The organism is Nocardioides albus (genome assembly GCF_014648255.1).
GTDB lineage: Bacteria > Actinomycetota > Actinomycetes > Propionibacteriales > Nocardioidaceae > Nocardioides > Nocardioides albus.
The window spans coordinates 51,467-77,353 of sequence record NZ_BMQT01000011.1; the positions used below are offsets into that span (position 1 = coordinate 51,467).

Annotated in this window: 18 protein-coding genes; 9 read left to right on the plus strand and 9 right to left on the minus strand. The window is 70.2% G+C overall.

Annotated features, from left to right (window positions below):
- Window positions 1-59: 59 nt before the first annotated feature.
- Together IEY84_RS21705 and IEY84_RS27030 are read right to left on the minus strand one after the other, a co-directional pair.
- Complete coding sequence (locus IEY84_RS21705; RefSeq protein ID WP_183549359.1) at window positions 60-1,790, minus strand: ATP-binding cassette domain-containing protein; 1,731 nt, start codon at window positions 1,788-1,790, stop codon at window positions 60-62.
- Window positions 1,787-3,448, minus strand: a complete 1,662-nt coding sequence (locus IEY84_RS27030; protein WP_183549355.1) for an ABC transporter ATP-binding protein/permease — start codon at window positions 3,446-3,448, stop codon at window positions 1,787-1,789. The genes IEY84_RS21705 and IEY84_RS27030 overlap by 4 nt, the downstream gene beginning before the upstream one ends.
- Window positions 3,449-3,518: 70 nt before the next feature.
- On the opposite strand from IEY84_RS27030, the gene IEY84_RS21715 reads away from it, so the two are divergent.
- Genes IEY84_RS21715 through IEY84_RS21725 form a run of 3 tightly spaced genes read left to right on the plus strand, consistent with a single transcriptional unit; the run spans window position 3,519 to window position 6,468 of the window.
- Window positions 3,519-4,670, plus strand: coding sequence for a FecCD family ABC transporter permease (locus tag IEY84_RS21715; RefSeq protein WP_221209146.1), 1,152 nt, complete (start codon window positions 3,519-3,521; stop codon window positions 4,668-4,670).
- Entirely contained in the window at window positions 4,667-5,458 is a 792-nt protein-coding gene (locus IEY84_RS21720) for an ABC transporter ATP-binding protein (protein ID WP_183549344.1), read from the plus strand. The genes IEY84_RS21715 and IEY84_RS21720 overlap by 4 nt, the downstream gene beginning before the upstream one ends.
- Window positions 5,455-6,468 (plus strand): ABC transporter substrate-binding protein, encoded by a 1,014-nt coding sequence (locus IEY84_RS21725; protein ID WP_183549342.1) that lies wholly within the window; start codon window positions 5,455-5,457, stop codon window positions 6,466-6,468. Before IEY84_RS21720 ends, IEY84_RS21725 begins: the two co-directional genes overlap by 4 nt.
- Window positions 6,469-6,529: 61 nt before the next feature.
- Here the strand turns inward: IEY84_RS21725 and IEY84_RS21730 are convergent, their stop codons facing one another.
- Genes IEY84_RS21730 through IEY84_RS21745 form a run of 4 tightly spaced genes read right to left on the minus strand, consistent with a single transcriptional unit; the run spans window position 6,530 to window position 11,524 of the window.
- Window positions 6,530-8,272 (minus strand): ABC transporter ATP-binding protein, encoded by a 1,743-nt coding sequence (locus tag IEY84_RS21730; RefSeq protein ID WP_183549340.1) that lies wholly within the window; start codon window positions 8,270-8,272, stop codon window positions 6,530-6,532.
- Window positions 8,269-10,140: an ABC transporter ATP-binding protein gene (locus tag IEY84_RS21735; protein WP_183549339.1), complete on the minus strand. Its 1,872-nt coding sequence runs from the start codon at window positions 10,138-10,140 to the stop codon at window positions 8,269-8,271. Before IEY84_RS21735 ends, IEY84_RS21730 begins: the two co-directional genes overlap by 4 nt.
- A 50-nt stretch (window positions 10,141-10,190) precedes the next feature.
- On the minus strand, window positions 10,191-10,862 hold the full coding sequence (locus tag IEY84_RS21740; protein WP_183549337.1) for a potassium channel family protein: 672 nt from the start codon (window positions 10,860-10,862) through the stop codon (window positions 10,191-10,193).
- The gene (locus IEY84_RS21745; RefSeq protein WP_183549334.1) at window positions 10,862-11,524 is read right to left on the minus strand and encodes a potassium channel family protein; all 663 of its coding nucleotides are present in this window, start codon (window positions 11,522-11,524) and stop codon (window positions 10,862-10,864) included. The genes IEY84_RS21740 and IEY84_RS21745 overlap by 1 nt, the downstream gene beginning before the upstream one ends.
- A gap of 119 nt (window positions 11,525-11,643) precedes the next feature.
- Between IEY84_RS21745 and IEY84_RS21750 the strand changes: the two genes are divergently transcribed.
- From IEY84_RS21750 to IEY84_RS21765, 4 genes are all read left to right on the plus strand, one after another.
- Entirely contained in the window at window positions 11,644-13,659 is a 2,016-nt protein-coding gene (locus tag IEY84_RS21750; protein WP_183549331.1) for an APC family permease, read from the plus strand.
- The gene (locus tag IEY84_RS21755; RefSeq protein ID WP_183549328.1) at window positions 13,656-14,834 is read left to right on the plus strand and encodes a class I SAM-dependent RNA methyltransferase; all 1,179 of its coding nucleotides are present in this window, start codon (window positions 13,656-13,658) and stop codon (window positions 14,832-14,834) included. The genes IEY84_RS21750 and IEY84_RS21755 overlap by 4 nt, the downstream gene beginning before the upstream one ends.
- A 319-nt stretch (window positions 14,835-15,153) precedes the next feature.
- Window positions 15,154-17,802 (plus strand): glycoside hydrolase family 97 N-terminal domain-containing protein, encoded by a 2,649-nt coding sequence (locus tag IEY84_RS21760; protein WP_183549325.1) that lies wholly within the window; start codon window positions 15,154-15,156, stop codon window positions 17,800-17,802.
- A gap of 179 nt (window positions 17,803-17,981) precedes the next feature.
- The gene (locus IEY84_RS21765) at window positions 17,982-18,797 is read left to right on the plus strand and encodes an arylamine N-acetyltransferase family protein (RefSeq protein WP_183549316.1); all 816 of its coding nucleotides are present in this window, start codon (window positions 17,982-17,984) and stop codon (window positions 18,795-18,797) included.
- Window positions 18,798-18,801: 4 nt separating this feature from the next.
- Here the strand turns inward: IEY84_RS21765 and IEY84_RS21770 are convergent, their stop codons facing one another.
- Entirely contained in the window at window positions 18,802-19,233 is a 432-nt protein-coding gene (locus IEY84_RS21770) for a hypothetical protein (protein ID WP_183549313.1), read from the minus strand.
- Window positions 19,220-19,591, minus strand: a complete 372-nt coding sequence (locus IEY84_RS21775; RefSeq protein WP_183549311.1) for a hypothetical protein — start codon at window positions 19,589-19,591, stop codon at window positions 19,220-19,222. The genes IEY84_RS21770 and IEY84_RS21775 overlap by 14 nt, the downstream gene beginning before the upstream one ends.
- Before the next feature lie 282 nt (window positions 19,592-19,873).
- Here IEY84_RS21775 and acnA point away from each other — a divergent pair, with 282 nt between their 5' ends.
- Both acnA and IEY84_RS21785 read left to right on the plus strand, forming a co-directional pair.
- Entirely contained in the window at window positions 19,874-22,564 is a 2,691-nt protein-coding gene (gene acnA, locus IEY84_RS21780) for an aconitate hydratase AcnA (protein WP_275944487.1), read from the plus strand.
- A 142-nt stretch (window positions 22,565-22,706) separates the two neighbouring features.
- Window positions 22,707-24,221: a hypothetical protein gene (locus IEY84_RS21785; RefSeq protein ID WP_183549308.1), complete on the plus strand. Its 1,515-nt coding sequence runs from the start codon at window positions 22,707-22,709 to the stop codon at window positions 24,219-24,221.
- On the opposite strand, the gene IEY84_RS21790 is transcribed toward IEY84_RS21785, so the two are convergent.
- On the minus strand, window positions 24,143-25,801 hold the full coding sequence (locus IEY84_RS21790) for an ArnT family glycosyltransferase (RefSeq protein ID WP_183549305.1): 1,659 nt from the start codon (window positions 25,799-25,801) through the stop codon (window positions 24,143-24,145). The genes IEY84_RS21785 and IEY84_RS21790 overlap by 79 nt on opposite strands.
- Window positions 25,802-25,887 lie beyond the last annotated feature (86 nt).

The following is a 25,887-nucleotide window of genomic DNA, read 5'->3' on the forward strand; positions in this document are numbered from 1 at the left end:
GAGCAGCAAAGGTTGACGAGATGCGGCTCGTCGCCAGCGTAGGCCAGTAGCGCGGATCTTCAACGTTCACGCGCCGCGTGTCCCGCGTGGTTGCGGGCTCTGCGGGGTTCTGATGGCTTTCCGGGGGCTTCCTGAGGTCCGATCTCGACTCCCGTCTCGACCGAGTCGTCGACCCCCATGTCGACGACTCGGTCCATCCCGGCGAGAGTCTGCGGACGGTGGGAGACCACCAGCATGGTCGCCGGGATCGTGTCGAGCAGGTCGGTGACCCGTCGGGCGGAGTCCTCGTCGAGGTCGGCGGTCGGCTCGTCGAGGATGAGGATCCGTGGGCGGTGCAGGACGGCGCGCGCCAGCCGCAGCCGCGCACGCTGCCCACCGCTGAGCCGGAGACCGCCCTCGCCGATGTGGCTCTCCGGCGCGACCGCGTCCGCGAGGCCGAGCCGGTCGAGGAGGCTCGCGATCTCGGCGTCGGTCGTCGTGGGGCCGGCGATCGCCTCGCGTACGGTGCCGGAGAAGAGCGCGCCGTCCTGCTCGACGGTGGTCAGCGCAACCCGCAGCACGGCGTCCTCGACCCCTGAGATCGCAACTGGGGCGGTCTCCGGGCCGGTGAGGTCGATGGTTCCGGTGTCGGGGTCCCAGAGCCGGCTGGCGAGCGCCACGACGGTGGACTTGCCCGCTCCCGGCGGCCCACGGAGACCGACGTGCTCTCCGGGCGCGATGGTGAGGTCGAAACCGTCCAGCACACGGCGCTCGCCGTACCCGAAGCCGACATCGCTCATGACGAGGCCGAGCGGCCCGTCGGGCAGCACGGCCGGTGGGGTGTCGCGGGTGAGCACGGCAGGACGGGCGAGCTCGTCGCCGACCCGGGCAGCCGAGGCGCGCAGGGCAGGCAGCCGGGCGCAGGTGGCGGCGGCATCGGCAACCGGTGCGACGGTCGCGAGCGCGAGGACGACCAGGGCGGCGACGTGCTCGGCGGCGACGTCACGGGCGAGGACGCTGACCAGCACGCCCACCCCGGCGAGGGTCACCGCCGCCTCGCGGGCTCCGGCGAGCACGCGCTGGGTTGTCTCGAGCCTGGCCGCCGACCGCGCGGCGTCGGCGCCGGTCTCGCGGATCTGACGGCGGACCGGCTCGTGGAGGCCGTAGCCCAGCACCTCGCGGAGGCCGCCGAGCACGTCGACGACCCGGTCGGAGAGTGCCCCGGTCGCCTCGATGACCTCCTGCCCGAGCGCCTCCAGACGGTGTCGACCCAGCGGTACTGTGGAGAGCACGAGCACGAGCGCGACGAGGGTGACCAGCGCGAGCGTGGGCTCCACGAACGTGAGGAGGACGAGGCCGAGGAGCGTGTTGACCGCTGCGGCGAGGAGCTGGGCGACGGTGTGAGCGTAGAAGAACTCCAGGCGCTCGGTGTCGGCCATCGCGGTCGAGGCGGCCCGGCCGACGTTCTCGCGACGCCTGGTCGGCAACGCGACCGCGTAACGGTCGAAGAGCGCCATCCGGAGCCGAGCGAGCACTCGGAACGCGAGCGCGTGGGAGGCGTCCATCTCACCCCAGGTCAACAGCGCCCGGAAAGCGACGAGGCCGGCGAGCAGGAGCCAGAACCATCCCGGCGGCGCCTCGCCGAGGACCACGGCGTGACCGACGGCGGCGGCGAGCAGCACCGAGATCGTTCCCAGGCACACCTGGCTGACGACCACGAGCACGATCGTGCCCGAGATGGCCCGGCGCTCGCCGCCCAGATGACCGAACAGGGCGGTGAGCGGCCGCCTGGGAGCGGCGGTCGCGGTCATCGGTGGCTCCTCTCCAGAAGCAGCGGGTGCAGCTGGCCGTCGGTGAGCTCGAGGACGCGCTGCACCCCGTCCAGCGACTCCTCGCGGTGCGCGACCACGACGACGATGCGGTCGGCGGCGAGCCGGGCGAGCGTGGCGGTCACGGTGCGTGCCGAGGCCGGGTCGAGGGCGCTGGTCGGCTCGTCGGCGAGCAGCACCGGCCGCTCCGAGAGGACGGCCCGGGCCAGGGCGATCCGCTGCCGCTGTCCGCCGGAGAGGCTGGCCCCGGCGCTGACGACCGGCGTGTCGAGGCCGGCGGGGAGGCTGCGTACCTCCTGCTCGATGCCTGCCGCCGCGCACGCCTGCCACAGGTCGGCCTCGCTCCCGTGCGTGCCGGCGACCTGGAGGTTCTCGCGCACGGTCCCCTCGAACAGCACCGGCCGCTGCGAGACCACGGCGACGTCGGACGTACGCACCGGACGGCCGTCGAGCAGAACCCGGCCGCCGGTGGGGGAGAGGTGGGTGAGGACCAGGTCGAGGAGAGTCGTCTTCCCGGCGCCGCTCGGACCGACGACGGCGGTAACGGCGCCTGGCGAGAAGCTCTCTCGGGCGCCGTCGAGGATCGCCGGACCGTCGGCGTAGGAGAAAGAGACGTCGTCGAGGACGAGCGCCGCCGAGGGCGACACCTTCCGGTCCGTCTCGGCGGGGCCGCTCGACGAGGTGGCGTGCTGCGCGCCGACACCGAGCCTGCGGAGCGCCGGCACGGCAGAGGTCCCGAGATAGCCCGCGTGCCAGGCGGCGGAGAGATCCCGGATGGGGCGGAAGACCTCGCTCACCAGCATGAGCGCCAGGTAGAGCTCGGCCGGCGGCACCCCGGTCCCACCGACGCTCGCGACCAGGGCGAGCCCGGCCGCGGCGACCGTGCCGCCCTGGACGGCGAGATCGATGAGCGCGGTGTCGAGCAGCGAGGTACGCATCACCCTGACGGTCGCTCGGTGCAGCGCCCTGCTGCGCTCAGCCATCCGTTCCCTGGTTCGGCCCACCTGGCCGAGCAGGCGCAGCGTCGCCATCCCGCGCAGGGCCTCGAGCAGGTCGGAGCCGAGAGCCTCGTAGGTGTCCCAGTGGTCGTCCGAGCGTCGGCGCATGAGTCGCTTCCAGAGCAGCGGCGCGGTCAGTGCGCCGAGTGCCGCCAGGCCGGCGGCGAGGCCGGAGAGCGGATGGACGAGCATCAGCAGGGCCGTCACGAGCGGGATCAGCACGAACGCCTGGGCGAGCGCCGGCAGGTAGCGGGTGACGTACGCATCGACGCCGTCGACCCCGTCGACGAGTGCCGTGCGGAGACCGCCGTCTCGCCGGCCCGGGTCGTGCAGTGCCTCGGGGACCAGGACGCCTCGCAGCGCCTCGTCCCGCACCGAGAGACGTACCTTCGCGCCGAGCCGTCCCGCGACCACGGCCTGGATCCAGGACAGGAGCCAGCGCACTGCCACGATCGCGGCGATCCACAGCGCGGCGGTCAGCGCCCGGTCGTCGTCGCGCTCGACCACCGCGTAGAGCCCCTGAGCCAGGGCGTAGGCCTGCGGGAGGTAGGTCATGGTCACGAGGACCTGCAGTCCGACCGTGGCCGCTGCAATCGGGGGATGGTCCGCCGCCGTGCGGACGAGCATCCGATCAATCATCATGGGAACGATTATCAATGTGAGTATGCTGTGCGCGCCATCGGTTAAAGCCCACGACGTGCACAGGAGTGCGATGACGACCCCCACGGACCTTTCCCCGACAACGGGCACGGACGAGGAAGCGCCGCCCGCGAAGCCGCCGACCGTCGGCAGCCCTCGCGTTCCTGAGAGCATCGCGCGACGCAGATGGCGCGCCCGGCTGCTGACCGTGAGCCTGGCCGCGGCCCTCGTCCTCGTCGTCGCGCTGTCTGCGTCCTCGGGAACCGTCGATCTGAGCGCGCTCGACGCGGCCAGGCTCGTGGCCGGGCACCTGCTGCCCGGGATGCCGTGGATGAGCGACGGCACCTACACGCCGCTGCAGGACCAGGTGGTCTGGCAGTTCCGGCTGCCGCGAGCGCTGCTGGCCGCGCTGGCCGGAGCGGCGCTGAGCCTGGCCGGGGTCTTCATCCAGGCAGTCGTACGCAACCCGCTGGCCGAGCCGGCGATCATCGGCGTCTCTTCGGGCGCAGGGGTGGGCGCGGTCTCCGTGGTCGTCCTGGGTGCCGCGGCGGTCGGCGCCTGGATCGGCACCGCGGCGTTCCTGGGCGCCGCGGTCGCGACCGCGGCGGTCTTCTGGGTGGCGTACAAGGACGGCAGCATCGCCCCGCAGCGGCTGGTGCTGACCGGGGTGGCGCTGGGCACGTTCTTCAGCGCGATCACCAGCTATCTCACGCTCACGACCGAGGCGCAGAACGTGTTCAGCGTGATGTTCTTCCTGCTCGGCTCGGTCTCCGCCGCAACGATGACCGACCTGATCGGGCCGCTGGTTGCGCTCGTGGTCGCGCTCGGTGTCTCGCTCACCACCGGACGCGCGGTCAACGCGCTCCAGGTCGGGGACGAGACGGCCACGGCGCTGGGAGTCCGGGTGAACCGGCTGCGTTCGATCCTGCTGCTCGCGGCCGCGCTGCTCACCGGCACCGTGGTCTCGGTCGCAGGCGGGATCGGGTTCGTCGGGCTCGTCGTCCCGCACATCGCTCGGGTGCTGGTCGGCTCCGACCACCGGCGGATCGTGCCGGTGGCCGTGGTCGGCGGCGCGCTGTTCCTGTGCGGTGCGGACCTGATCGCCCGGACGGTCTCGGCACCCGCCGAGGTGCCGCTGGGGATCATCACCGCCCTGATCGGGGTGCCGTTCTTCCTATGGCTGATGCGCGGCCGGGCGGCTGACGAGCAGGGGATGGCGCGATGAGGCTCGAGACGCTGGACCTCACCCTGAACCGGGGCAGCCGCGAGGTCGTCACCGCGGCCTCGGTCGTGGTCGAGCCGGGGGAGGTCCTCGGCCTGCTCGGCGCCAACGGAAGCGGCAAGTCGACCATTCTGCGGGCCTGCTTCGGCGCCCTGCGGCCGGTCTCGGGTCAGGTGCTCCTCGACGGCACCGACGTGGCCTCGATGAGTCGGCGTGAGGTCGCCCGCCGGGTCGCGGTGATGGCCCAGGAGCCGCCGGACGAGTTCGGGCTCACCGTCGCCGAGAGCGTGCTGCTGGGACGTACGCCTCACCGGGGAGTGCTCGGTCGCGACAGTGCCGCGGACTGGCTGGTCGTGGGCCGGGCGATGGAGCTGGCGGGCGTCTCCGGGCTCGCCGACCGGCCGGTCCACCGGCTCTCGGGCGGTGAGCGGCAGCGTACGTTGCTCGCCCGGGCGATCGCACAGGAGGCCGAGCTCCTGCTGCTCGACGAGCCCACGAACCATCTCGACGTCTCCTATCGCTTCGAGCTGATGCACACCGTCGCAGAGCTCGGCATCACCACCGTGGTCGCGCTCCACGAGCTCGACCTCGCGCTGGCCTATTGCGACCGGGTCGCGGTGCTCGACCGCGGGCACGTCGTCGCGCTCGGGACGCCGGCGGACATCCTCACGCCCGATCTGGTGCGCGAGGTCTTCGGAGTGGAGGCCAGCCGGATCACCGATCCCGAGGCAGGCACCCCACACCTGCTCCTGCGCGGGACGTCCGCGCGGGTTCGAGAGAGGAACACATGAACACCACCCCACTGCTGCGCACCGTCCCGGTGGCAGCACTCACGCTCCTGGCCGCGACCGGATGCGGCGGCACCGGCGTCCAGAACGACGCTTCGGCGAAAGGCGAGGCCGCCGAGGGATATCCGGTGACCGTGGAGAACTGCGGGCGCGAGATCACGGTCGAGTCGGCTCCGAAGCGCATCGTCGGGCTCAGCCCGGCGCAGACCGAGCTGCTCGTACGCCTCGGGGTCGCCGACCGGCTCGTCGGCCAGGCGCAGACGGCCATGCACGAGCTGCCCGAGGACGTCGCCGCGGACGCGAGCGAGGTGCCCGAGCTGAGCACGGACGCGCCGCCGGCCCGCGAGCAGCTCCTCGACGTACAGCCCGACGCGGTCGTCGCCCCGACCGAGTACGAGTTCACCGCCGAGCAGGGTTTCGCCACCATCGACCAGCTCACCGACGCCGGGGTGACGACGTACGTCGCAGCCGGCGGCTGCCCCGAACGCCGTTCCACCGGCGAGGTCACCGACCTGTTCACCGACCTGGAGGCGCTCGGGAGCATCTTCGGAGTCCCTGCCGCCGCCGACGAGCTGGTCGCCGAGACCCGAGGTGACCTCGAGGCCGTCGAGAAGGCCGTCGCGGACCGCCCGCAGCCCAAGGTCGCCCAGCTCTTCGTCGAGGGCAAGACGCTCTCCGCGATCGGCGCCGGGGTGGAGTACGACATGATCGAGCGCGCCGGTGGCGAGAACGTCTTCAGCCCGGACGAGGAGCTCTTCGCCCAGTTCTTCTCGGCGGTCGTCTCGCCGGAGGAGGTCGCCGCGCGCAACCCGGACGCGATCGTGTTCGCCGTCCGGGAGCCGTCCGAGGCCGGGCGGGTCGAGGCCTACCTGCGCAAGACCTTCCCCGACGTGACCGCCGTCAAGGAGGACCGCTTCATCGCCCTGCGCACCCCGGACACGTTCCCGGGCACGCTCGGCAACGTCACCGCGGTGCGCACGATCGCCGAGGGCCTGCACCCCGACGCGTTCTGAGTCCGAGCCACGCCGGCCGGGTCGTCCTCGGGGGCGGCCCGGCCGGCGTGACTCTCCGTGCCTACTCTCTGGCGAGGAGCCGCCAGCCCTCGGCCTGCGTACGTTCGCGCCAGAAGTCGAGGTAGCGGCCGTCGTGGGCGAGGAGCTCCTCGTGGGAGCCGCGCTCCACGATCCGGCCGCAGTCGAGGACGACGATCTGGTCGGCGGCGACGACGGTCTGGAGGCGGTGGGCGATGACGATCACCGTACGGTCGGCGGCGAGCGCGGTGAGCGCCTCCTGGACGGCGGCCTCGTTCTCGGCGTCGAGGGCGGCGGTCGCCTCGTCGAGGAGGACGACGGGGGCGTCCTTCAGCAGCGCCCGGGCGATCGAGACCCGCTGCTTCTCACCGCCCGAGAGCGTGGACCCGGCCTCGCCGATCCGGGTCTGCCAGCCGTGCGGGAGACGCGCGACGATGTCGTCGACGCGGGCCAGCCGGGCGGCCTCGCGCAGCTCGTCGTCGGTGGCGTCGGGGCGCGACATCAGCACGTTGTCGCGCAGGGTGCCCTCGAAGAGGTACACATCCTGGAAGACGATCGAGACGCGCTGCATCAGCGCCTCGATCCCCAGATCGCGTACGTCGACCCCGCCGAGCCTCACCGAGCCCGCCGTGACGTCGTGGAACCGGGCGACCAGGCGCAGCAGGGTGCTCTTCCCCGAGCCCGACGGCCCGACCACGGCGGTCAGCGAGCGTGGCGGCGCGGTGAGGGAGACCTCGTCGAGGACCGGCGTGGTGCCGTCGTAGGAGAAGGTCACCTCGCGCAGCTCGATGCCGCTGTCGGCGGGTTCGCCGGGCGTGGCGGGCTCGGGGAGCGGCTCGAGGGCCAGCACGTCGAGAACACGTCGCAACGACCCCTCCGCGATCCGGAGCGCGCTGGAGAGCTCGCCGTAGTCGATGAGCGACTCCACGAACCGCACGGTGAGGACGAGCAGACCGATCGCCGTGGCCGGGGCGAGCGTGCCGCCGAGGCTGAGGTGGACGGCCAGCGCGATCACCAAGGTGAGCAACGCCTGGATGGAGAGCAGCTGGATCCCCAGGCCGCCGAACCCGGTCACCAGCAGCCGGCGCGAGGCCCGCTTCTGCTCCCGCAGCGCGGTCTCGACCAGCTCGTTGCCGTGGACGGTGCGACCGAAGACCCGCAGCGCCGGCTGGTTGAGGGCGAACTCGACCACGCGCGCCGAGCCCTCCGCCATCGCGGCGTCGTAGGCGCCCTCACCGCGGCCGACGATCGTCGCCAGGAGCCGGGTCGTGGCCAGCACCGCGACGACCCCCACGAGGAGCGCGAGCGCCAGGCGCCACTCCAGGAACGCCATCGCGACGACCACGGTTACCGGGCTGACCACGGCGGCGATCAGCGGCCGCAGCAGATGTCCTGGCACCGAGGCGATGTCGGTGGCGCCCTTGGAGGCCATCCGGGAGAGCTGGCCGGTGCGATCCTGGTCGTACCAGCCCAGCGGCAGCCGCACGGTGTGGTCGCCGAGCCGTGCCAGGGTGATGTCGAGCAGGTCGCAGGCCAGGTCGTAGCCGTCCAGGTTGCCCACCGTCAGCGCCACGTGGTGGGCCACGAAGAGGCCGAAGAGCACGCCCAGCCACGTCGTCGCAGCGTCCCAGTCCTGGCGCAGCGCGGCGTCCAGGACCGGCACGACACAGGCGAAGGCGAGCCCCTGGAGCACCCCGGTGGCGACGAACATCGCGACCACCCGGGCGAGCTGGTGCCGGTGCGGGCGGTCCACCAGCGCGGCGATGAGCTGGACGATGATGATCACGCCGATTCCACCTCGTCCACGTCGGTCGAGCCGGCACGCCTGCTGGTCGAGCCGTCCCCGCCGTTGGTCTCGACACGCTCGCTGGCGCTCGCGGCTCGACCAGCGGGGGTGACGGCTTGATCGGCGGGGGCCGGGTGGGCGCGCTGGTCAGCCGCCCAGAGCCGCGCATAACGCCCGCCCCGGGCGAGGAGCTCGCGGTGCGTGCCGCGCTCGGCGATCCGGCCCTCGTCGAGCACGACGATCTGGTCGGCCGCGGTGACCGTCGAGAGCCGATGAGCGATCACCAGCAGCGTACGGCCGGCGACGAGGCGGGACAGCGCGCGCTGGACGAGCGCCTCCGACTCGGGATCGGCCGCGGCGGTGGCCTCGTCGAGGACGAGGATCGGGGTGTCGGAGAGGAGGGCACGGGCGATCGCGACCCTCTGCCGCTCGCCTCCGGAGAGCTGGGCGTCCTCGCCGACAACCGACGCGTAGCCGCGCGGGAGCTCGTCGATGCGGTCGGCGATCTGCGCGGCCTCGGCCGCGCGGCGTACGTCCTCCTCGGGGGCCTGCGGGTGGGCGAGCCGGATGTTGTCCCGGATGGAGGTACGCAGCAGCCCGGTGTCCTGGAAGACGAACGAGACCAGCTCGTAGAGCTGAGCGCTCGTCAGCTCGCGCAGGTCCACGCCGTCGATCGTGATCCGGCCCGCGATCGGGTCGGCGAACCGGGGCAGCAGCTTGGCCAGCGTCGACTTGCCCGAGCCGGAGTGGCCCACGAGCGCGGTCACGGTGCCTGGTTCGAGGACCAGGTCGATGTCGTGGAGCACCGGTGGCGCGCCGGGGGAGTAGGCGAAGGAGACGTCATGGAGCTCGACGCGGGACGAGGCGGGTGCCTGGGCGGGCACGGTCGGCTCCGGAAGCTCCGGCTCGGCCAGCAGGCGTTGGATGCGCCGGGCCGCCTCGGTGGCCTCGCGCAGCTCGCGGGCGGCGTAGCCGGCGACGGTGACCGGGGCAGTCATGGCCAGGCCGAGGACGAGGAACGGGACCAGGTCGGGACCGGTGATCCAGTCGGCCCGGAGCATCCAGACCCCGGCACCGAGCACGAGAACCAGCGTCAGCGCCGGTGTCAGCGCGAGCTCCATCAGCAGCATCCCGAACGCGGAGTGACGCATCCAGGCCCGGTTGAACCCGCCGAACCGGGTGGCGACCTCGGCCAGCCGGCGGTGAGCCTGCCCGGTGGCGCCGAAGGTCTTGATCTCCGCGATCCCGCCGGTGTTCTCGACAGTGGCCGCGGCCAGCTCGGCCAGCCCGGCGTCATAGTCGCGGTAGAGCGCCCCGGCGCCCCGCATCGAGATCCGGAATCCGATCAGGCCGAGCACGAGCGGGACGAGGGTCATCAGGGCGAGCGGTGGAGAGACGACGAAGAGGTAGACGGCGACGACGGTCGGCAGCGTGATCGCCGCGGTCAGCTCCATGACCGAGTGGGCGACCAGATGGTGCAGCGCGGCGACGTCGTCCTGCACCGCCTTCTTCACGGTGCCGGAGTTGCGCTCGGTGAACCACGCCAACGGCACCCGGCCGAGCCGAGCGACCAGCAGCCGGCGCAGGTGAATGGAGAGGTCGAGGTCGGCGACGTGGGAGAGCCAGGACGAGCCGAGCACCGTCGCGAGGCGCACCAGCAGCGCCGCCACGCTCACCCAGACCACCACCCAGGCACGGTCGGCATCGACAGCGGCACCGGACGCCGCCGGCAGCAGGATCCGGGCGAGCTCGACGATCCCGACCAGCGGCACCAGGCCGGCGACGGTCGAGACGACCATCAGCAGCAGGCTGCCGATCAGCCTTCCCCGGACAGGACGAAGCGTCTGGAGGAGGGGAGAAGCGGGCAAATCAGGGTTCCTGCCGAGATCGAGGGGTTGCTGCGTACGGGATCCGGGGATCAGCCGCCGTGACCGGTCGGAGCGAGGAGCCGCTCGAGCTCGTCCTCTTTCTCGGTGGGCACGACGAAGAGGAGCTCGTCGCCCTGCTCGAGAGGCTGCTCGGGCGTGGGTACGTAGACCTGGCCGTCACGCAGGAGCGTGACCAGCGCGCAGTTCTCCGGGAACGGCACCAGACCGGTGGGCTTGCCGACATAGGGCGAGTCGGCGGGCAGGGTGATCTCGACCAGGTTGGCCTGGCCCTGCCGGAAGGTGAACAGCCGCACCAGATCGCCGACGGTGACCGCCTCCTCGACCAGCGCGGACATGATCCGCGGCGTCGAGACGTTGACGTCGACACCCCAGGCCTCGGTGAAGAGCCACTCGTTGTTGGGGTGGTTGACCCGGCCGACGGTGCGCGGCACGCCGAACTCCGTCTTGGCCAGCAGCGAGCAGACCAGGTTGGCCTTGTCGTCCCCGGTCGCGGCGATGGCCACGTCGCAGTTGTCGAGCCGGGCCTCCTCGAGCGAGGAGAGCTCGCAGGCATCGGCGAGCAGCCATTCGGCGTCGGGCACCCGCTCGGGCTTGATCGCGCCTGGGTTCTTGTCGATGAGGAGCACCTCGTGACCGTTGGTGATCAGCTCACGGGCGATGGACCTGCCGACGGCTCCGGCTCCCGCAATGGCTACGCGCATCAGTCTTCCTCGGGGCCGTTCTTGATGGTCTTGTAGGCCTGCGCGGTGTTCTCCTCGCGCATCACGACGTGGAGCACGTCGCCCTCCTGGATCACGCTCTCGCGGACCGGGAGGATGCCCTCGCCGAGCCGGTCGATCCAGGCGATGCGGCTGCCGGACTGGCGCTGGAACTTGATGGTCCGCTCACCGACCCAGGACTCGGGCATGATCACCTGGTCGATGCGGATGTTGCCCGACATGTCCCGGAAGTCGGGCTCGGCGCCCGCCGGGAGGAGTCGGCGGAGCACCTGGTCGGCGGTCCACTTCACGGTCGCCACCGTGCTGATCCCGAGGCGCTGGTAGACCTCGGCGCGGCCGGGGTCGTAGATGCGTGCCACGACCTGCTGGATGCCGAACTCCTCGCGGGCGACCCGCGCGGAGATGATGTTGGAGTTGTCGCCGCTGGAGACCGCCGCGAACGCCTCGGCCCGCTTGATGCCGGCCTTGAGCAGGACCTCGCGGTCGAAGCCCATCCCGGCGACCTTGTCGCCGTTGAAGCCCGGTCCGAGCCGCCGGAAGGCGTCCGAGTTCTGGTCGATGACCGAGACCGTGTGGTTGCGGTCCTCGAGGCTTCTGGCCAGGGTCGAGCCGACGCGGCCACAGCCCATGATCACTACGTGCACCGTGTCATGATTGCACTCGTGCGGCCCGCCCGTCGCCTACGCCCTCGAAGTTGGCGTGTTCGGTGCGATGGCGATCCGGAAGCGGGTGGAATGCGCTCGGTGCCGTAGCGTCTGCGGTTGTGGGTGTTGGTGATGTCTCCAAGCGGATACTGATCGGCCGCAAGCTCCGGAGCTCGCAGCTCGGCGAGACGCTGCTGCCGAAGCGCATCGCGCTACCCGTCTTCGCCAGCGACGCGCTCTCCTCGGTCGCCTACGCGCCCGACGAGATCTTCATCATGCTGGCGGTCGCGGGCGCGTCGGCGTACGCCTGGTCCTGGAAGATCGGCCTGGTCGTCGCCCTGGTGATGCTGACCGTCGTCGCCTCCTACCGGCAGACGGTGCACGCCTATCCCAGCGGCGGCGGCGACTACGAGGTCGCCACCGTCAACCTGGGACGCAACGCGGGCGTGACCGTGGCCAGCGCGTTGCTGGTCGACTACGTGCTGACGGTGGCGGTGTCGATCTCCAACGCCGCCCAGTACGCCGCCAGCGCGATCCCCAGCCTGATCGGCAACGAGGTGCTGGTCGCCTCGACCGCGATCGTGCTGCTCACGGCGATGAACCTGCGGGGCGTACGCGAGTCCGGGACCTTCTTCGCGGTCCCGACCTACCTGTTCATGTTCGCCATCCTCGGCATGGGTCTCTACGGCCTGATGCTGCTGCTGAACGGCAACCTGCCCGAGGCGGAGAGCGCGCACCTCCAGATCCGTCCCGAGGAGGGCTGGGAAGGCACGCTCAACCAGATCGCGCTCGTCTTCCTGCTCGCCCGCGCCTTCTCGTCCGGTTGTGCGGCGCTGACCGGTGTGGAGGCGATCTCCAACGGCGTACCCGCCTTCCAGCGCCCCAAGAGCAAGAACGCCGCCACCACGCTGCTGCTCCTCGGTCTGATCGCGGTCTCGATGATGATGAGCATCATCGTGCTGGCCAAGCAGATGAGCATCCGCTACGTCGACCCGCACAAGCTGGACCAGCTCCGCACCGCGGCGGGCAACGCCGTTCCGGACGGCTACGAGCAGCATCCGGTGATCTCCCAGATCGCGGCCGGGGTCTTCAGCGACTTCCCGCCGGGCTTCTACTTCGTCATCACCGTCACCGGCATCATCCTGGTGCTCGCCGCCAACACCGCGTTCAACGGCTTCCCGGTGCTCGGTTCGATCCTGGCCAAGGACGGCTACGCGCCACGCTCGCTGGGGGCGCGCGGCGACCGGCTCGCCTACAGCAACGGCATCATCTTCCTGGCGGTGCTGGCGATCGCGCTGATCGTGATCTTCGATGCGCAGACCACCAAGCTGATCCAGCTCTACATCGTCGGCGTCTTCGTCTCCTTCAACCTGAGCCAGCTCGGCATGATCCGGCACTGGACCCGTCACCTGGCCACCGAGCGCGACCCGGTCGCACGGCGCCGGATGCAGCGCTCGAGGGCGATCAACGCCTTCGGTCTCGGGATGACCGCGGTCGTGCTGGTGATCGTGCTGATCACCAAGTTCCTCTCCGGCGCCTGGATCACGATCCTCGCCATGGGCTTCTTCTTCGTGGTCATGCTGGCGATCAGACGTCACTACGACAACGTGGCCCGCGAGCTCGCCGCCGACGAGCGCGACCGGGTGCTGCCGACCCGCGTCCACGCCATCGTCCTGGTCTCCAAGCTCCACAAGCCGACCCTGCGAGCGTTGGCCTTCGCCCAGGCTTCGCGGCCCAACGCTCTCGAGGCCGTGACGGTCTCGACCACCGACTCCGACACCGCCGAGCTGCTCAAGCAGTGGGACGAGCGCAACCTGCCGATGCCGCTGAAGGTGCTCCACTCTCCCTATCGAGAGCTGATCCGTCCGGTCGTGGAGTACGCCTCGGCGATCCGTGACGCCAACCCGCGTGGCGTCGTGGCCGTCTACATCCCCGAGTACGTCGTCGGCCGCTGGTGGGAGCAGTTCCTGCACAACCAGACCGCGCTGCGGCTCAAGGGTCGGCTGCTGTTCACCCCGGGCGTCATGGTCATCTCGGTGCCCTACCAGCTCGCCTCCGGCAAGGAGCGGGCCGAGGAGCTGCGCGAGGAGTACTGGCTCGCGCCGGGCCTGCGCCGCGGAAGCGGACGCCGATGAGCCGCCCCCAGCGTCCCGTGCCTCGCGGACGGCGCCCCCGTCCGAAGGCGTCGAAGGGCGAGTCGTACGTCGGGAAGCGCTTCGAAGTCGAGATCGGCCCGGTCGCCCACGGCGGACACTTCGTCGCCCGCGTGCAGATCGAAGAGGCCTCCCGCGTGGTCTTCGTACGCCACGGCCTGCCCGGTGAGCGGGTGGTCGTCGAGATCACCGAGGGAACCGCGGGCGACCGGTTCTGGCGCGGGGACGCGGTCTCGGTGCTCTCGGCCGCGCCGGAACGGGTCGTTCCGCCGTGCCCCTATGCCGGTCCCGGGCTGTGTGGGGGCTGCGACTTCCAGCATGTCTCCCTGCCCGCTCAGCGCGACCTGAAGGCGACCGTGCTGCGCGAGCAGCTGGTCCGGCTCGGTGGCCTGTCCGCCTCGGACCCGCTGGTCGCGGACCTGGTCGTCGAGGCCGTTCCCGGCGACGAGGACGGACTGCGCTGGCGCACCCGTCAGCGCTACGCCACCGCACCGGGCGGCGCCCGCGGCATGCGAAAATACCGCTCCCACGACGTGATCCCGGTCGAGGACTGTCTGATCGCGACCACGGATGCGCGCGAGCCAGCTGCCGGGACCGTCGTGGAGAGCGTGGTGATCGGGGGAGTGGAGCACTCCTTCGAGGTCGCAGCCGACGGCTTCTGGCAGGTCCACCCGGGGGCGCCCGAGGCCCTCGTCTCCGCCGTGATGTCCGCCCTGGCTCCGGCCCCCGGCGACTCCGTCCTGGACCTCTACGCCGGCGTCGGCCTCTTCTCCGCCTTCCTCGCCGACGCCGTCGGTCCGACCGGCCGTGTCCTCGCTGTCGAGGGCGACCAGACGGCCTCCGCGCTCTCGGTCGGCAACGTCCCCACCGCCGACGTCACCGCCGGCGACGTCGCCACCGTCCTGGGCCGTCTCGAGGAGGGCCCCTACGACCTCGTCGTCCTCGACCCACCCCGCGAGGGCGCGCGCCGCGCCGTCGTCGAGGCCGTCGTCGCGCGTACGCCGCGCAAGGTCGCCTACGTTGCCTGCGACCCCGCCGCCCTCGCCCGCGACGTGGCGATCTTCGCCGAGCACGGCTACCGGCTGCGTACGTTGCGCGCCTTCGACCTCTTCCCGATGACCCACCACGTCGAAGCCGTCGCTCTGCTGACCAGGTAGCGCCGAGTCGGCTCATCCCGACAGCAGATCCCGCCGAGTCGGCTCGTCCTGGCGACGCCCCCTGCTGAGTCGGCGCGTCATGACGCGCCGACTCAGCAGTTGAGCGAACGCGGCTTCGCCATGGGGTGACGGGGCGACATTGCCATGTGTCATAGGACACTCTAGGGTTCCCCATCGATTGGTGGCCGGGGCGATCTGCGCCCTGGTCTCGGGAAGAACGATGTGAGACCCGATGAGGGCTCTCTGCGGAGGAATGTTGTCTATATTCGAACGGATCAGCGCACGCGCCGGCCTTGTGGTCGCGGCTCCTGCTCTGATCGTGAGTCTGGTTTCACCTGTCCATGCGGCCACGATCCCGGGGTCCGTGCACGAGTCCGGTGACCGGGTTGCCGGCCAGGAGTCTGGATCTCTCGACACCGGGAAGAGCTCGTGGGCCGTCGACTCGCCCTCGGGCCACGTGACGGCGGTGCTGCGACGCGACCGGTCCGCGGGACGGTTGGCGCTCGAGGTGCGACGTGACGGGCGCGCGACCGTCACCTCGACGCTCGGCATCGAGACGTCGGTTGCTGACCTGTCGAAGGGTCTGACGGTGACCGGTCTCGAGCGCAGCAGCGTGCGTGAGGACTACCGCACCGTGGTCGGCAAGCGCCACGAGCATCACGATGTCGGCCACCAGCTGACCGCGACGCTGCGCGGTGCGACGGGTGAGAGCATGCGCCTGCAGGTCCGCGTCTTCGACGACGGTGTGGGTTACCGGTACGTCCTGCCCGGCGCCGGGCAGACCAGCGTGACGGGGGAGCGCAGCGGTTTCCGGGTTCCGGCGGCCTCGGAGGCGGTGCTGATGGAGCACCGCGCCAACTACGAGAACCAGTACCGGCGGCTCCGTGCCGACGAGGTGAAGCAGCTGCCGTACGCGTTCCCGGCGCTGTTCCGGTTGCCTGACGGCGGCTGGGCGATGTTCACCGAGGCCGACCTCGATGGTCGGTACGCCGCCTCACACCTGTTGCCGACGGGCCAGCCCGGCTCTTTCCAGGTGTCCCTGCCCGAGGCATCGGTGACCAGTGATGGTCCGCTGACGACGCCGTGGCGGGTCGCTGTGGTCGGCGACCTGTCCGCGGTGGTCGAGAGCGACCTGGTCACCGACCTGGCCGGCGACAGCCGGATCGCCGACACCGACTGGGTGCGGCCCGGCACGGTTGCGTGGTCGTGGTGGTCCGACGGTGGCAGCCCCCGCGACCTGGAGCGCCAGAAGGACTACGTGGACCACGCCGCCGAAGAGGGCTGGGAGTACGTCCTGGTGGACGAGGGATGGAGCCCGCAGTGGATGCCGGAGCTGGTCGCCTACGCGCGAGAGAAGAGCATCGGCGTGTGGGTGTGGTCCCGCTGGCAGGACCTCGAGACCCAGCAGCAGCGCGACGCGCTCCTGCCGCTGTGGAAGTCGTGGGGAATCGCCGGCCTCAAGGTCGACTTCATGGACTCCGACTCCCAGGCCCGGATGAAGTGGTACGACGCCCTGCTCCGTGACACCGCCGAGGAGCGGATCATGGTGAACCTGCACGGGTCGACCGCCCCCCGAGGGATCGAGCGCACCTGGCCGCACGTGCTGACCTCCGAGGGCGTACGTGGCGGTGAGGACTACCACCTCGGGTGGGTCACGCCGCAGCACAGCGTCAACCTGGCACTCACCCGCAACGTGGTCGGTTCGATGGACTACACGCCGCTCACCTTCTCCGCCGACCGACGCGAGACCAGCGCCGGACACGAGCTCGGTCTCTCGGTCGTCTTCGAGTCCGGCCTGCTGCACCCCGCAGACAGCGTCGAGTCCTACGACGGCCGCGGTGTCGTGGAAGCGGTCCTGCGGAAGATGCCCACCACCTGGGACGAGACCCGGCTGGTGTCCGCGCGGCCGGACGCGGAGGCCACGTTCGCGCGACGGTCGGGCGACCGCTGGTTCGTCGGTTCGGCACAAGCCGGCGCAGCGTCGTCGACCTCGGTCCCACTGAGCTTCCTGGAGCCTGGCCGGCGCTACCTGGCCGAGGTGGTGCGCGACAGCGGTCGCGACGACCTGGTCGTCGAACGTCACCCGGTCACGAGCGCAGACCGACTGACCGTCGACTCGGAGGCGAACGGCGGCTTCGTCGTCCTGCTGAGCCCCATCGAGTCCGGGCCGATGCTGGAGAACTCCCTGCTGAACCGGGTGAGCATCGAGGCCGAGCGTCGCTGGCCCGAGCCGGGGTCCACGGTTCCGGTGACCGTACGGGTCCAGAACAAGGGGCGCCAGCCGCTCCGCGACGTGAGGGGTGAGCTCTCGCTCCCCGAGTCCTGGACCGCTGAGCCGGTCGGCGCCACGACCGGGCAGAAGGTGCGGCCCGGCGGGGTCACGACGTTGAGGTGGAAGGTCGACGTGCCGCGGGATGCGGAGCCGGGCAGCGCGCACACCATCGGTGTCGACGCGAGCTACACCATCGGTGCCGGCTCGGTGGAGCGCACCGCGGAGCAGAAGGTCACCGTCGCGCCGGGGTCGGCACCGTCCGGGTCGCCGTACCTCAGCGACCTGGAGCCGTTCGACTCGTTCAACTGGGAAGGGCCGCTCGAGCGCGACCAGAGCAACGGCGGCAGCGCGTCCGGGGACGGTTCACCGATCACCATCGAGGGCCGGACCTTCGAGAAGGGTCTCGGCGGTGCCGCCCACTCCGAGCAGGTGTTCCACCTCGGCGCGGTATGCGACCGCCTCACCGGGTACGTCGGCGTCGACGACTCCGTGGGCACGAACGGCAGCCTCGCCTTCCAGGTGTGGGGCGACGGTCGTCTCCTCTTCGACAGCGGACCGATGACCGGTTCCGATGCTGCCCGCCCCATGGACATCAGCCTCAGCGGCGTCGAGGGGCTCAAGCTGATCATGGTCGACGGCGGCGACTTCGTCCGTGACGACCACGGCGACTGGGCGGACGCTCGACTCACCTGCTGAGCTCTGATCAGGCCGTAGGTCCGGCATCCGTGAGCGGCTACCGGACCTACGGCCTCGTCTGCAACGTGGTCGGCCGACCTGGGAGGAGCGCCCGACAGCCCGCAACGGCGGTGCCGGACGCAGTGGGCGCGCTTCGGATATCGCTTGCGCGTCAAGGACTTCGGCGCTGTGATGCTGCTGTGAGCGATGAGATGTGGGGCACCGACCGGCTCGACCTGACCGCCTATCTGGAACGGATCGGGACGGCGGAGCCGTCGGGCCCGTCGCGGGCGGCGCTGGAGGAGATCTACGACGCCCACCTGCGCACGTTCACCTTCGACAACATCGACGTGCTGCTGGAGCAGCACCCCGGCGTCGACCTGGCCGAGGTGCAGGAGAAGTTCGTCGGGCGGGGGAGAGGCGGCTACTGCTTCGAGCACGGGACGCTGCTCGCGGCGGCGCTGGAGCAGCTGGGATACGCCGTCGAGCGGCGGCTCGCCCGGGTGGGCGCCGATCCGACCGCGGCCGGACGTACGCACCTGGTGGTGGTGGTCGATCTCGACGGGCAGCGACTGCTGGCTGATCCCGGGTTCGGGTTGAGCGTGTGGCGGCCGATCTCGCTGGTCGACGGCGCGGTCGATCAGGTCGGAGGCATCACCCACCGAGTGAGGTGGACCGAGCACGGCTGGGCGCTGGAGCGGGCGAAGGGCGACGGCTGGGAGCGGATGCACACCCATGACGAGGCGCTGGTGGTGCCCAGCGACGTTGCGATCGGCCACCACTTCACCAGCACGCACCCGTCGGTGCACTTCCGCCACCGGTTGATCGTGACCAAGCTTCTCGCCGACCGCCACATCAGCCTCACCCACGACACCGTCACCATCCGCCGTGAGGGCGAGGAGACCGAGCATCGCGAGATCGGGCTCGAGGAGGCGATGGCGTACGTCGACGAGCTCGAGGTGCCGCTCACCGACGACGAGCGCACCCGTCTGCGCGAGCGTCTGGAGAACCTCTAGGAGCCTACCGGCTGGCGTCATCGACGATGGCGCGCATCGCCATCGTCGGATCGTCGGAGAGATCGGTGATCAGCTGCCTGCGGTCGAGGACCGCCTCGTCCAGCTGAGGACCGAGGGTGCCGAGCAGCTCTCCAGAGGTCGCGCCCGGCACCGTGGTGAGCAGACGTGTGCCACGGCGGCTTGAACGAGGCACCACGCGGGCGAGCGCATCCGCCACCGATCGGGTCGCGCCGGCGAACGGTGCCGTGATCGGGTCGGTGATCGAGCCGAGCCAGTTCGCGGCGCGCTCCGCCTCGGCGTGGCTCGTGCGTGCCTTCAGGTCCGCGAGGCGTACGTCATCCAGCGCCTGCTCCAGACGATGCTGCTCTCGGAAAGCCAGGGCAACGGCGACACCGGCGGCGACGGCTGCGACCAGCGCGAGGCTAGCGACCAGCATGGACCTTGACCTCGGCCACGACACCCTCGTCGGCGAGCCGTTCGCGCAGCGAGTCGGCCGCCTGGTCATAGACCATCTTCGAGAGCAGCGCGGGGCGCACCCTGTGCAGCATCGTGGCCGCCTTGGTCTGCGCGGAGGCCAGCTCGAGCGGGTTCAGGATGCGGATGCTCAGCAACCGTTCCTCGGGCGGGAGGTCGGCGTAGGCGTTGCGCGGCGCCGAGAGATCTGCCTGCTCCAACCGCCACAGCAGCCCGATGGTCTCGGCGCGCAGGGCCTTGTTGGCCTGCTGCAGACGCCAGGCGACAGCGGCTGCGGCCGCGGCGACGGCCAGTGCCACGACGGCGATCAGGGTGCTCAAGGATCTCCTCGCATCACAAACTAGTGCCCGGCCAGCGGCCCGACGGTGCCCAGGTCGGACCAATCATGGAGCATCCGAGGATGGCTGTCAGCGGTGGTGGTCACAACACGGCGCGCCGGGTGATTCGAATTGTCGTTCGACATCATGTATCTTGATATCAAGAGATCGACGGCACGTCCGTCGTAAAAGGTTAGGTGAGCCTTTGTTTTCCCGGCGTGGGTAGCCGGGGCAGGATGGGCTCCAAAGACTTGAATTCGTACGTCTGTGGACGCGAGCAAGGAGATGAACGCGTTGGCCAGCAAGGACAGCTTCGGTGCCAAGAGCACCCTGGACGTGGACGGTAAGTCCTACGAGATCTTCCGCCTGGATGCGGTCAAGGGTGAGGGCCTCGACGTTCAGTCGCTGCCCTTCTCGTTGAAGGTGCTGCTGGAGAACCTCCTGCGCACCGAGGACGGCGCGAACATCACCGCCGACGACATCAAGGCGCTGGCGGGCTGGGACGAGACCGCCGAGCCCGACAAGGAGATCCAGTACACGCCGGCGCGCGTGATCATGCAGGACTTCACCGGCGTGCCCTGCATCGTCGACCTCGCCACCCTTCGCGAGGCTGCCGCCGAGCTCGGTGGCGACCCGACCAAGATCAACCCGCTCTCGCCGGCCGAGATGGTCATCGACCACTCCGTGATCGCCGAGGTCTTCGGCACGCCGGAGGCGTTCGAGAAGAACGTCGAGATCGAGTACGAGCGCAACCGCGAGCGCTACCAGTTCCTGCGCTGGGGCCAGACCGCCTTCGAGGACTTCAAGGTCGTCCCGCCGGGCACCGGCATCGTCCACCAGGTCAACATCGAGCACCTGGCCCGCACCGTCTTCACCCGTGAGGTCGACGGCGAGCTGCAGGCCTACCCCGACACCTGCGTCGGCACCGACTCCCACACCACCATGGTCAACGGCCTGGGCGTCCTCGGCTTCGGCGTGGGCGGCATCGAGGCCGAGGCCGCGCTGCTCGGCCAGCCGGTCTCCATGCTGATCCCGCGCGTGGTCGGCTTCAAGCTCAACGGCGACCTGCCCGAGGGCTCGACCGCCACCGACCTGGTGCTCACCATCACCGAGATGCTGCGCAAGCACGGTGTGGTCGGCAAGTTCGTCGAGTTCTACGGCGACGGCGTCACGGCGCTGCCGCTGGCCAACCGCGCCACCATCGGCAACATGAGCCCTGAGTTCGGCTCCACCATCGCGATCTTCCCGGTCGACGAGGAGACCATCAACTACCTCAAGCTCACCGGCCGCTCCGAGGAGCAGCTGGCGCTGGTGGAGAAGTACGCCAAGGAGCAGGGCCTCTGGCACGACCCGGCCGCCGAGCCCCGCTTCTCGGAGAAGCTCGAGCTCGACCTCGCCACGGTCGTGCCCTCGATCGCCGGCCCGAAGCGTCCGCAGGACCGTGTCTCGCTCACCGACGCCAAGACGTCTTATCTGGGGCACCTGCCGACGTACACCTCCAAGGCAGTAGACGCGAAGATCCCGGTCACCCTGGCCGACGGTCAGCAGTTCGAGCTGGAGAACGGCGCGGTCACGATCGCCTCGATCACCTCCTGCACCAACACCTCCAACCCGTCGGTCATGATCGGCGCGGCGCTGCTGGCCAAGAAGGCCGTCGAGAAGGGCCTGACCCGCAAGCCGTGGGTCAAGACCACCCTCGCGCCGGGCTCGAAGGTCGTCACCGACTACTACGACAAGTCGGGCCTCACGCCCTACCTCGAGAAGGTCGGCTTCAACCTGGTCGGCTACGGCTGCGTGACCTGCATCGGCAACTCGGGCCCGATCATCCCCGAGGTCTCCACCGCGGTGAACGAGCACGACCTCGCCGTCGTCTCGGTCCTCTCCGGAAACCGCAACTTCGAGGGTCGGATCAACCCCGACGTGAAGATGAACTACCTCGCGTCGCCGCCGCTGGTCATCGCCTACGCCCTGGCCGGCAACATGAACGTGAACCTGTTCGAGGACCCGCTGGGTCAGGACCAGGACGGCAACGACGTCTTCCTCAAGGACATCTGGCCGACCCCGGCCGAGGTCGAGGAGACCATCGCCACCGCGATCTCCTCCGACATGTTCACCAAGGACTACGCCGACGTCTTCGCGGGCGACGAGCGCTGGCAGAACCTGCCGACCCCGACCGGTGACACCTTCACCTGGGACGAGGAGTCGACCTACGTCCGCAAGGCGCCCTACTTCGACGGCATGGCCAAGGCTCCGGCCCCGGTCACCGACATCGAGGGTGCTCGGGTGCTGCTGAAGCTGGGTGACTCGGTCACCACCGACCACATCAGCCCCGCGGGCAACATCAAGAAGGACTCGCCCGCCGGCAAGTACCTCATCGAGCACGGCGTCGAGCAGCGGGACTTCAACTCCTACGGCTCGCGTCGAGGCAACCACGAGATCATGATCCGCGGCACCTTCGCCAACATCCGGATCAAGAACCAGGTCGCCCCGGGCACCGAGGGTGGCTACACCCGCGACTTCACCCAGCCCGACGCTCCGGTCAGCTTCATCTACGACGCTGCGCAGAACTACGCCGCGGCCGGCACCCCGCTGGTCGTCCTCGGCGGCAAGGAGTACGGTTCCGGCTCCTCGCGCGACTGGGCCGCCAAGGGCACCTCGCTGCTCGGCGTCAAGGCGGTCATCACCGAGTCGTTCGAGCGCATCCACCGCTCCAACCTGATCGGCATGGGCGTCATCCCGCTGCAGTTCCCCAAGGGCGAGAACGCCGACAGCCTCGGCCTGACCGGTGAGGAGACCTTCTCGATCTCCGGCATCACCGAGCTCAACGAGGGTGTCACCCCGAAGACGGTCAAGGTCACCACCGACACGGGAGTCGAGTTCGACGCGGTCGTCCGCATCGACACCCCCGGTGAGGCCAACTACTACCGCAACGGCGGCATCCTGCAGTACGTCCTGCGCAGCCTGGTCAACGCCTGACCCGACTGACACAGAACGGCCCGTCACCCGAGAGGGTGGCGGGCCGTCGTCGTGTGTGACGCTACGGCGAACGTACAGACAACTCCTGTCGATCGCCGCAGATGGGTTCCGCGGAGCCGCGGATGACGTCGTAGATTCGAGTGTGCGCAATCCCAGAGCGTTTCTGCTGGTCGGCGTCGTGGTCTTCGTGCTGTGCCTACAGACGGCTGTCGCGACGGCGCCGCTCCACCAGGCCGACGAGCGCGCCCACGTCGGCTACGCGGAGGTGCTGTACCGGGGGCAACTGCCGACGATCGACACCCTGATCCCGGCGGACCCGAACACCGACACGCGCATGTCGGAGATCCTCGCCGTCAAAGACGAGCCGCACCGCGCGGTCTGGGTCGCCAACCACCCACCGCTGTTCTACCTCCTCTCGCTGCCGCTGGTCGCGCTCGGTGACGCCACCGGTCATCCAGGGGTCACCTACTTCGGGATGCGGATCCTCAACGGCATCGGCCTGACTCTCACGGTGCTGCTGGTCGGCCTGATCGCACGTGAGCTGGTTCCCCGCCGGCCGGCGGTGCCTCTGCTCGGGGCAGCCGTGGCACTCTCCTGCGGCTCGATCCCGTACCGCGGCGGCGGCATCTACAACGACGGGCTGTCCACGGTGACGATGCTGTGGGTGGTGCTGCTGGCGCTGCGCATGGTCAGGACGGGTGTCACGCCGGGGCGGATCGCGCTGATCACCGCCGCGGCCACCGCTTCGGTGGCGACCCGGTCGACCGGCGTGATCGCGGTCGCGCTCGCCTGCCTGGTCGTGGTCGGCGCGACCTGGCTGCACAGGCGCAACCGCGCGGGTCTCCTCCGTGGCCTCGTCGCCGGCTTCCTGGTCGGCATCGTGCCAGTGGTGGCGATCGCGTGGTTCTACCTGCGCAACATCCGCCTGTACGGCGACCCGACGGCCTCCACGGCGCTCTTCGAGAAGTTCGGGCGTGAGCCGTCGGGCACCACCCTCGGCACTCTGCTCGACCCACGATTCCACTGGCGGCTGCTCGAGTCGCTGTGGGTCGACGAGCGGCTGCTCGACGTGCTGGTGGTGGTTCCGGTGCTGCTCATTGCGATCTTGCTGGCCGCGGCCGTGGTCGAGGTCCGTGCCGTATGCCGCGAACGGATCGGCTGGTGGAAGGCGCACGAGCGCCGGACCCGTGGCTTGGCGCCGGAAGACTGGTGGGCGTGGATGGTCGCTGTCGGCTACACGGCGCTGGTGGTGGCCAGCGTCGGCACCTTCATCGCCGGCGGCGGCTGGATCCATGCTCGCTATGCGATGCCCCTGCTCCCGCTGACGGCCACATTGGTGGCCCTCGCGGTGCTGCGGCTGGGCCGGGCCGTCGCGCCAGACGCCGATCCTGAGGTGCGGGAGTGGCGGGTGACGTACATCTTCGTCGGTGTCATGTTGGCGGCCGCGCTGGTCGCCCATGTTCTGCTGTTGACCCAGCTGAGCGGTCCGGTGCACACACTGCTCGACGGTGGCCTGGTCGTGATCGGCGACGCGATCGTGCTGGCGGCAGCGGTGGCGCTGGCGCGTGCGTTGCGAGTTCAGCCGGTGCAGTCGGAGAGCGAGACGATCTCGATCTCGGGACCAGGACGCTCGAAGGCGAGCGGATACCAGTCGTAGCTGAAGTCGAAGGAGAACTTCGGCGCGCTCGCGCCGTCGCGGTAGGGCGACATGGTCACGATCTGGTCGGCCTCGCGTCGCAGCCGGTCGTAATAGGCAGCGGCATCGCTCAGCCCGGCTGCAAGGCCTCGGTCGCGCTGGTGGCTGGTGACCAGCACCCAGCAGTAGCCCTCCTCGCGGTAGGTGTCGACGAGCTCGGGTCTCAGCCGTGACTCATACTCCTGGAACGGACGCTCGACCGGTCGTGGCACGACGTCTGCGAAGTCGAGGTACGCAGCCGGGAAGGCCGGCTCGACCACGATCCGGGCTCCGGGCGGGAGATGCTCGCGGATGTGGTCGAGAGCGAGCGTCCGGGTGTCGGTGCGGGTGAGGATGACGGAGCTGCGCACCGAGTCGGCCAGGGGCTGGGCGAGCACGAGGAGCGCAACCGTCGGCAGCGCCAGCCCGGCGACGCGGGTCCGACCCCGTGCGGCGAGACGCCTGGCTACCCAGGTGGCCAGGACGACCGCCCCAAGCCCGGCGAGCACGGCCAGGATCGGGTACGTCGGAAGCATCCAACGGGCGAAGAACCGACCTTGGGTGGAGGCGTAGAGGTAGAGGACGACGGGGAAGAGGACCAGCAGCAACGTACGCGACCGGTCGCTGCGCAACCCGGAGATCGCGCCGAGCAGCGCCATCGCGACCGGCACCGCACCGAGCCCCCAGATGAGGGAGTACGGGTAGTAGGACCAGGCCGCGCCGCTCTGCCCGATCTTGCCGGCGGGGAGCTGCGCCGACTGTCCGCTGTACTGGCGGATCGCGTAGTCGAAGTCGATCACCAGGAACGGGTTGACCAGCACGAACGCCGCGAAACAGAACACCCCCGAGCAGACGAGGGCGATAAGCGTCGGACGGAGCTGGTCCTTGCGCTCGAGGAGGCGCAGGAGGCCGGCCAGCCCGACGACCAGCGCGATCGGCCCGGCGGAGTACTTGGTGCCGGCGGCGAGCCCGACCATCGCGCCGGCGAGCGTGAAGTCGGCCAGGCGGCCGTCCTCGTAGGCGCGCAGCGATGCCCAGACCGCCAGCGTCACGGGGATGAGAGTGACGATGTCGTTGAGCGCCTGATGACTGTAGAAGACGGGGAGGAAGGCGAAGCCCAGCAGAGCACCGGCGATCAACCCTGCGGCGGCGCCGTAGAGCCGGCGACCCAGCCGGTAGACGAGGTAGACCAGGACGGTGGCCAGCGCGGCGACCACGACCCGTGACACCAGGAAGATCTCGCCGGGATCTGCCGCCAGCCGCTCGGTCACGTCATGGCCGATGTAGACCACCCGCAACACGATGGCCAGCAGGTAGGTCAGCGCCGACGGGTTCTGGAAGTAGCCCGGGTTGAGGTCGCCGTCCGCGGCAGCCGCGGCCTGCGGGACGAAGTGGAGCTCCTCATCGGGGTTGTAGACCTGTGGCAGCCCATGGTCGATGCCGACCAGGCGCAGCGCGAAGGACCCGGTCAGCAGCGCGCCGAGCAGCAGCCTGATCCGACCTTCGCCTTCCTCCCGGTGGTCCGGGAGGAAGGGACGGCGCGGCAGATGGACAGTGGGCACGCGCGGACGCTAACCGCCGGGTCGCGCGATGGCGCGCTCATTTCGCCGTCGTTCGACATGTTGTCACCGAATGGCCAGGTTCTGGC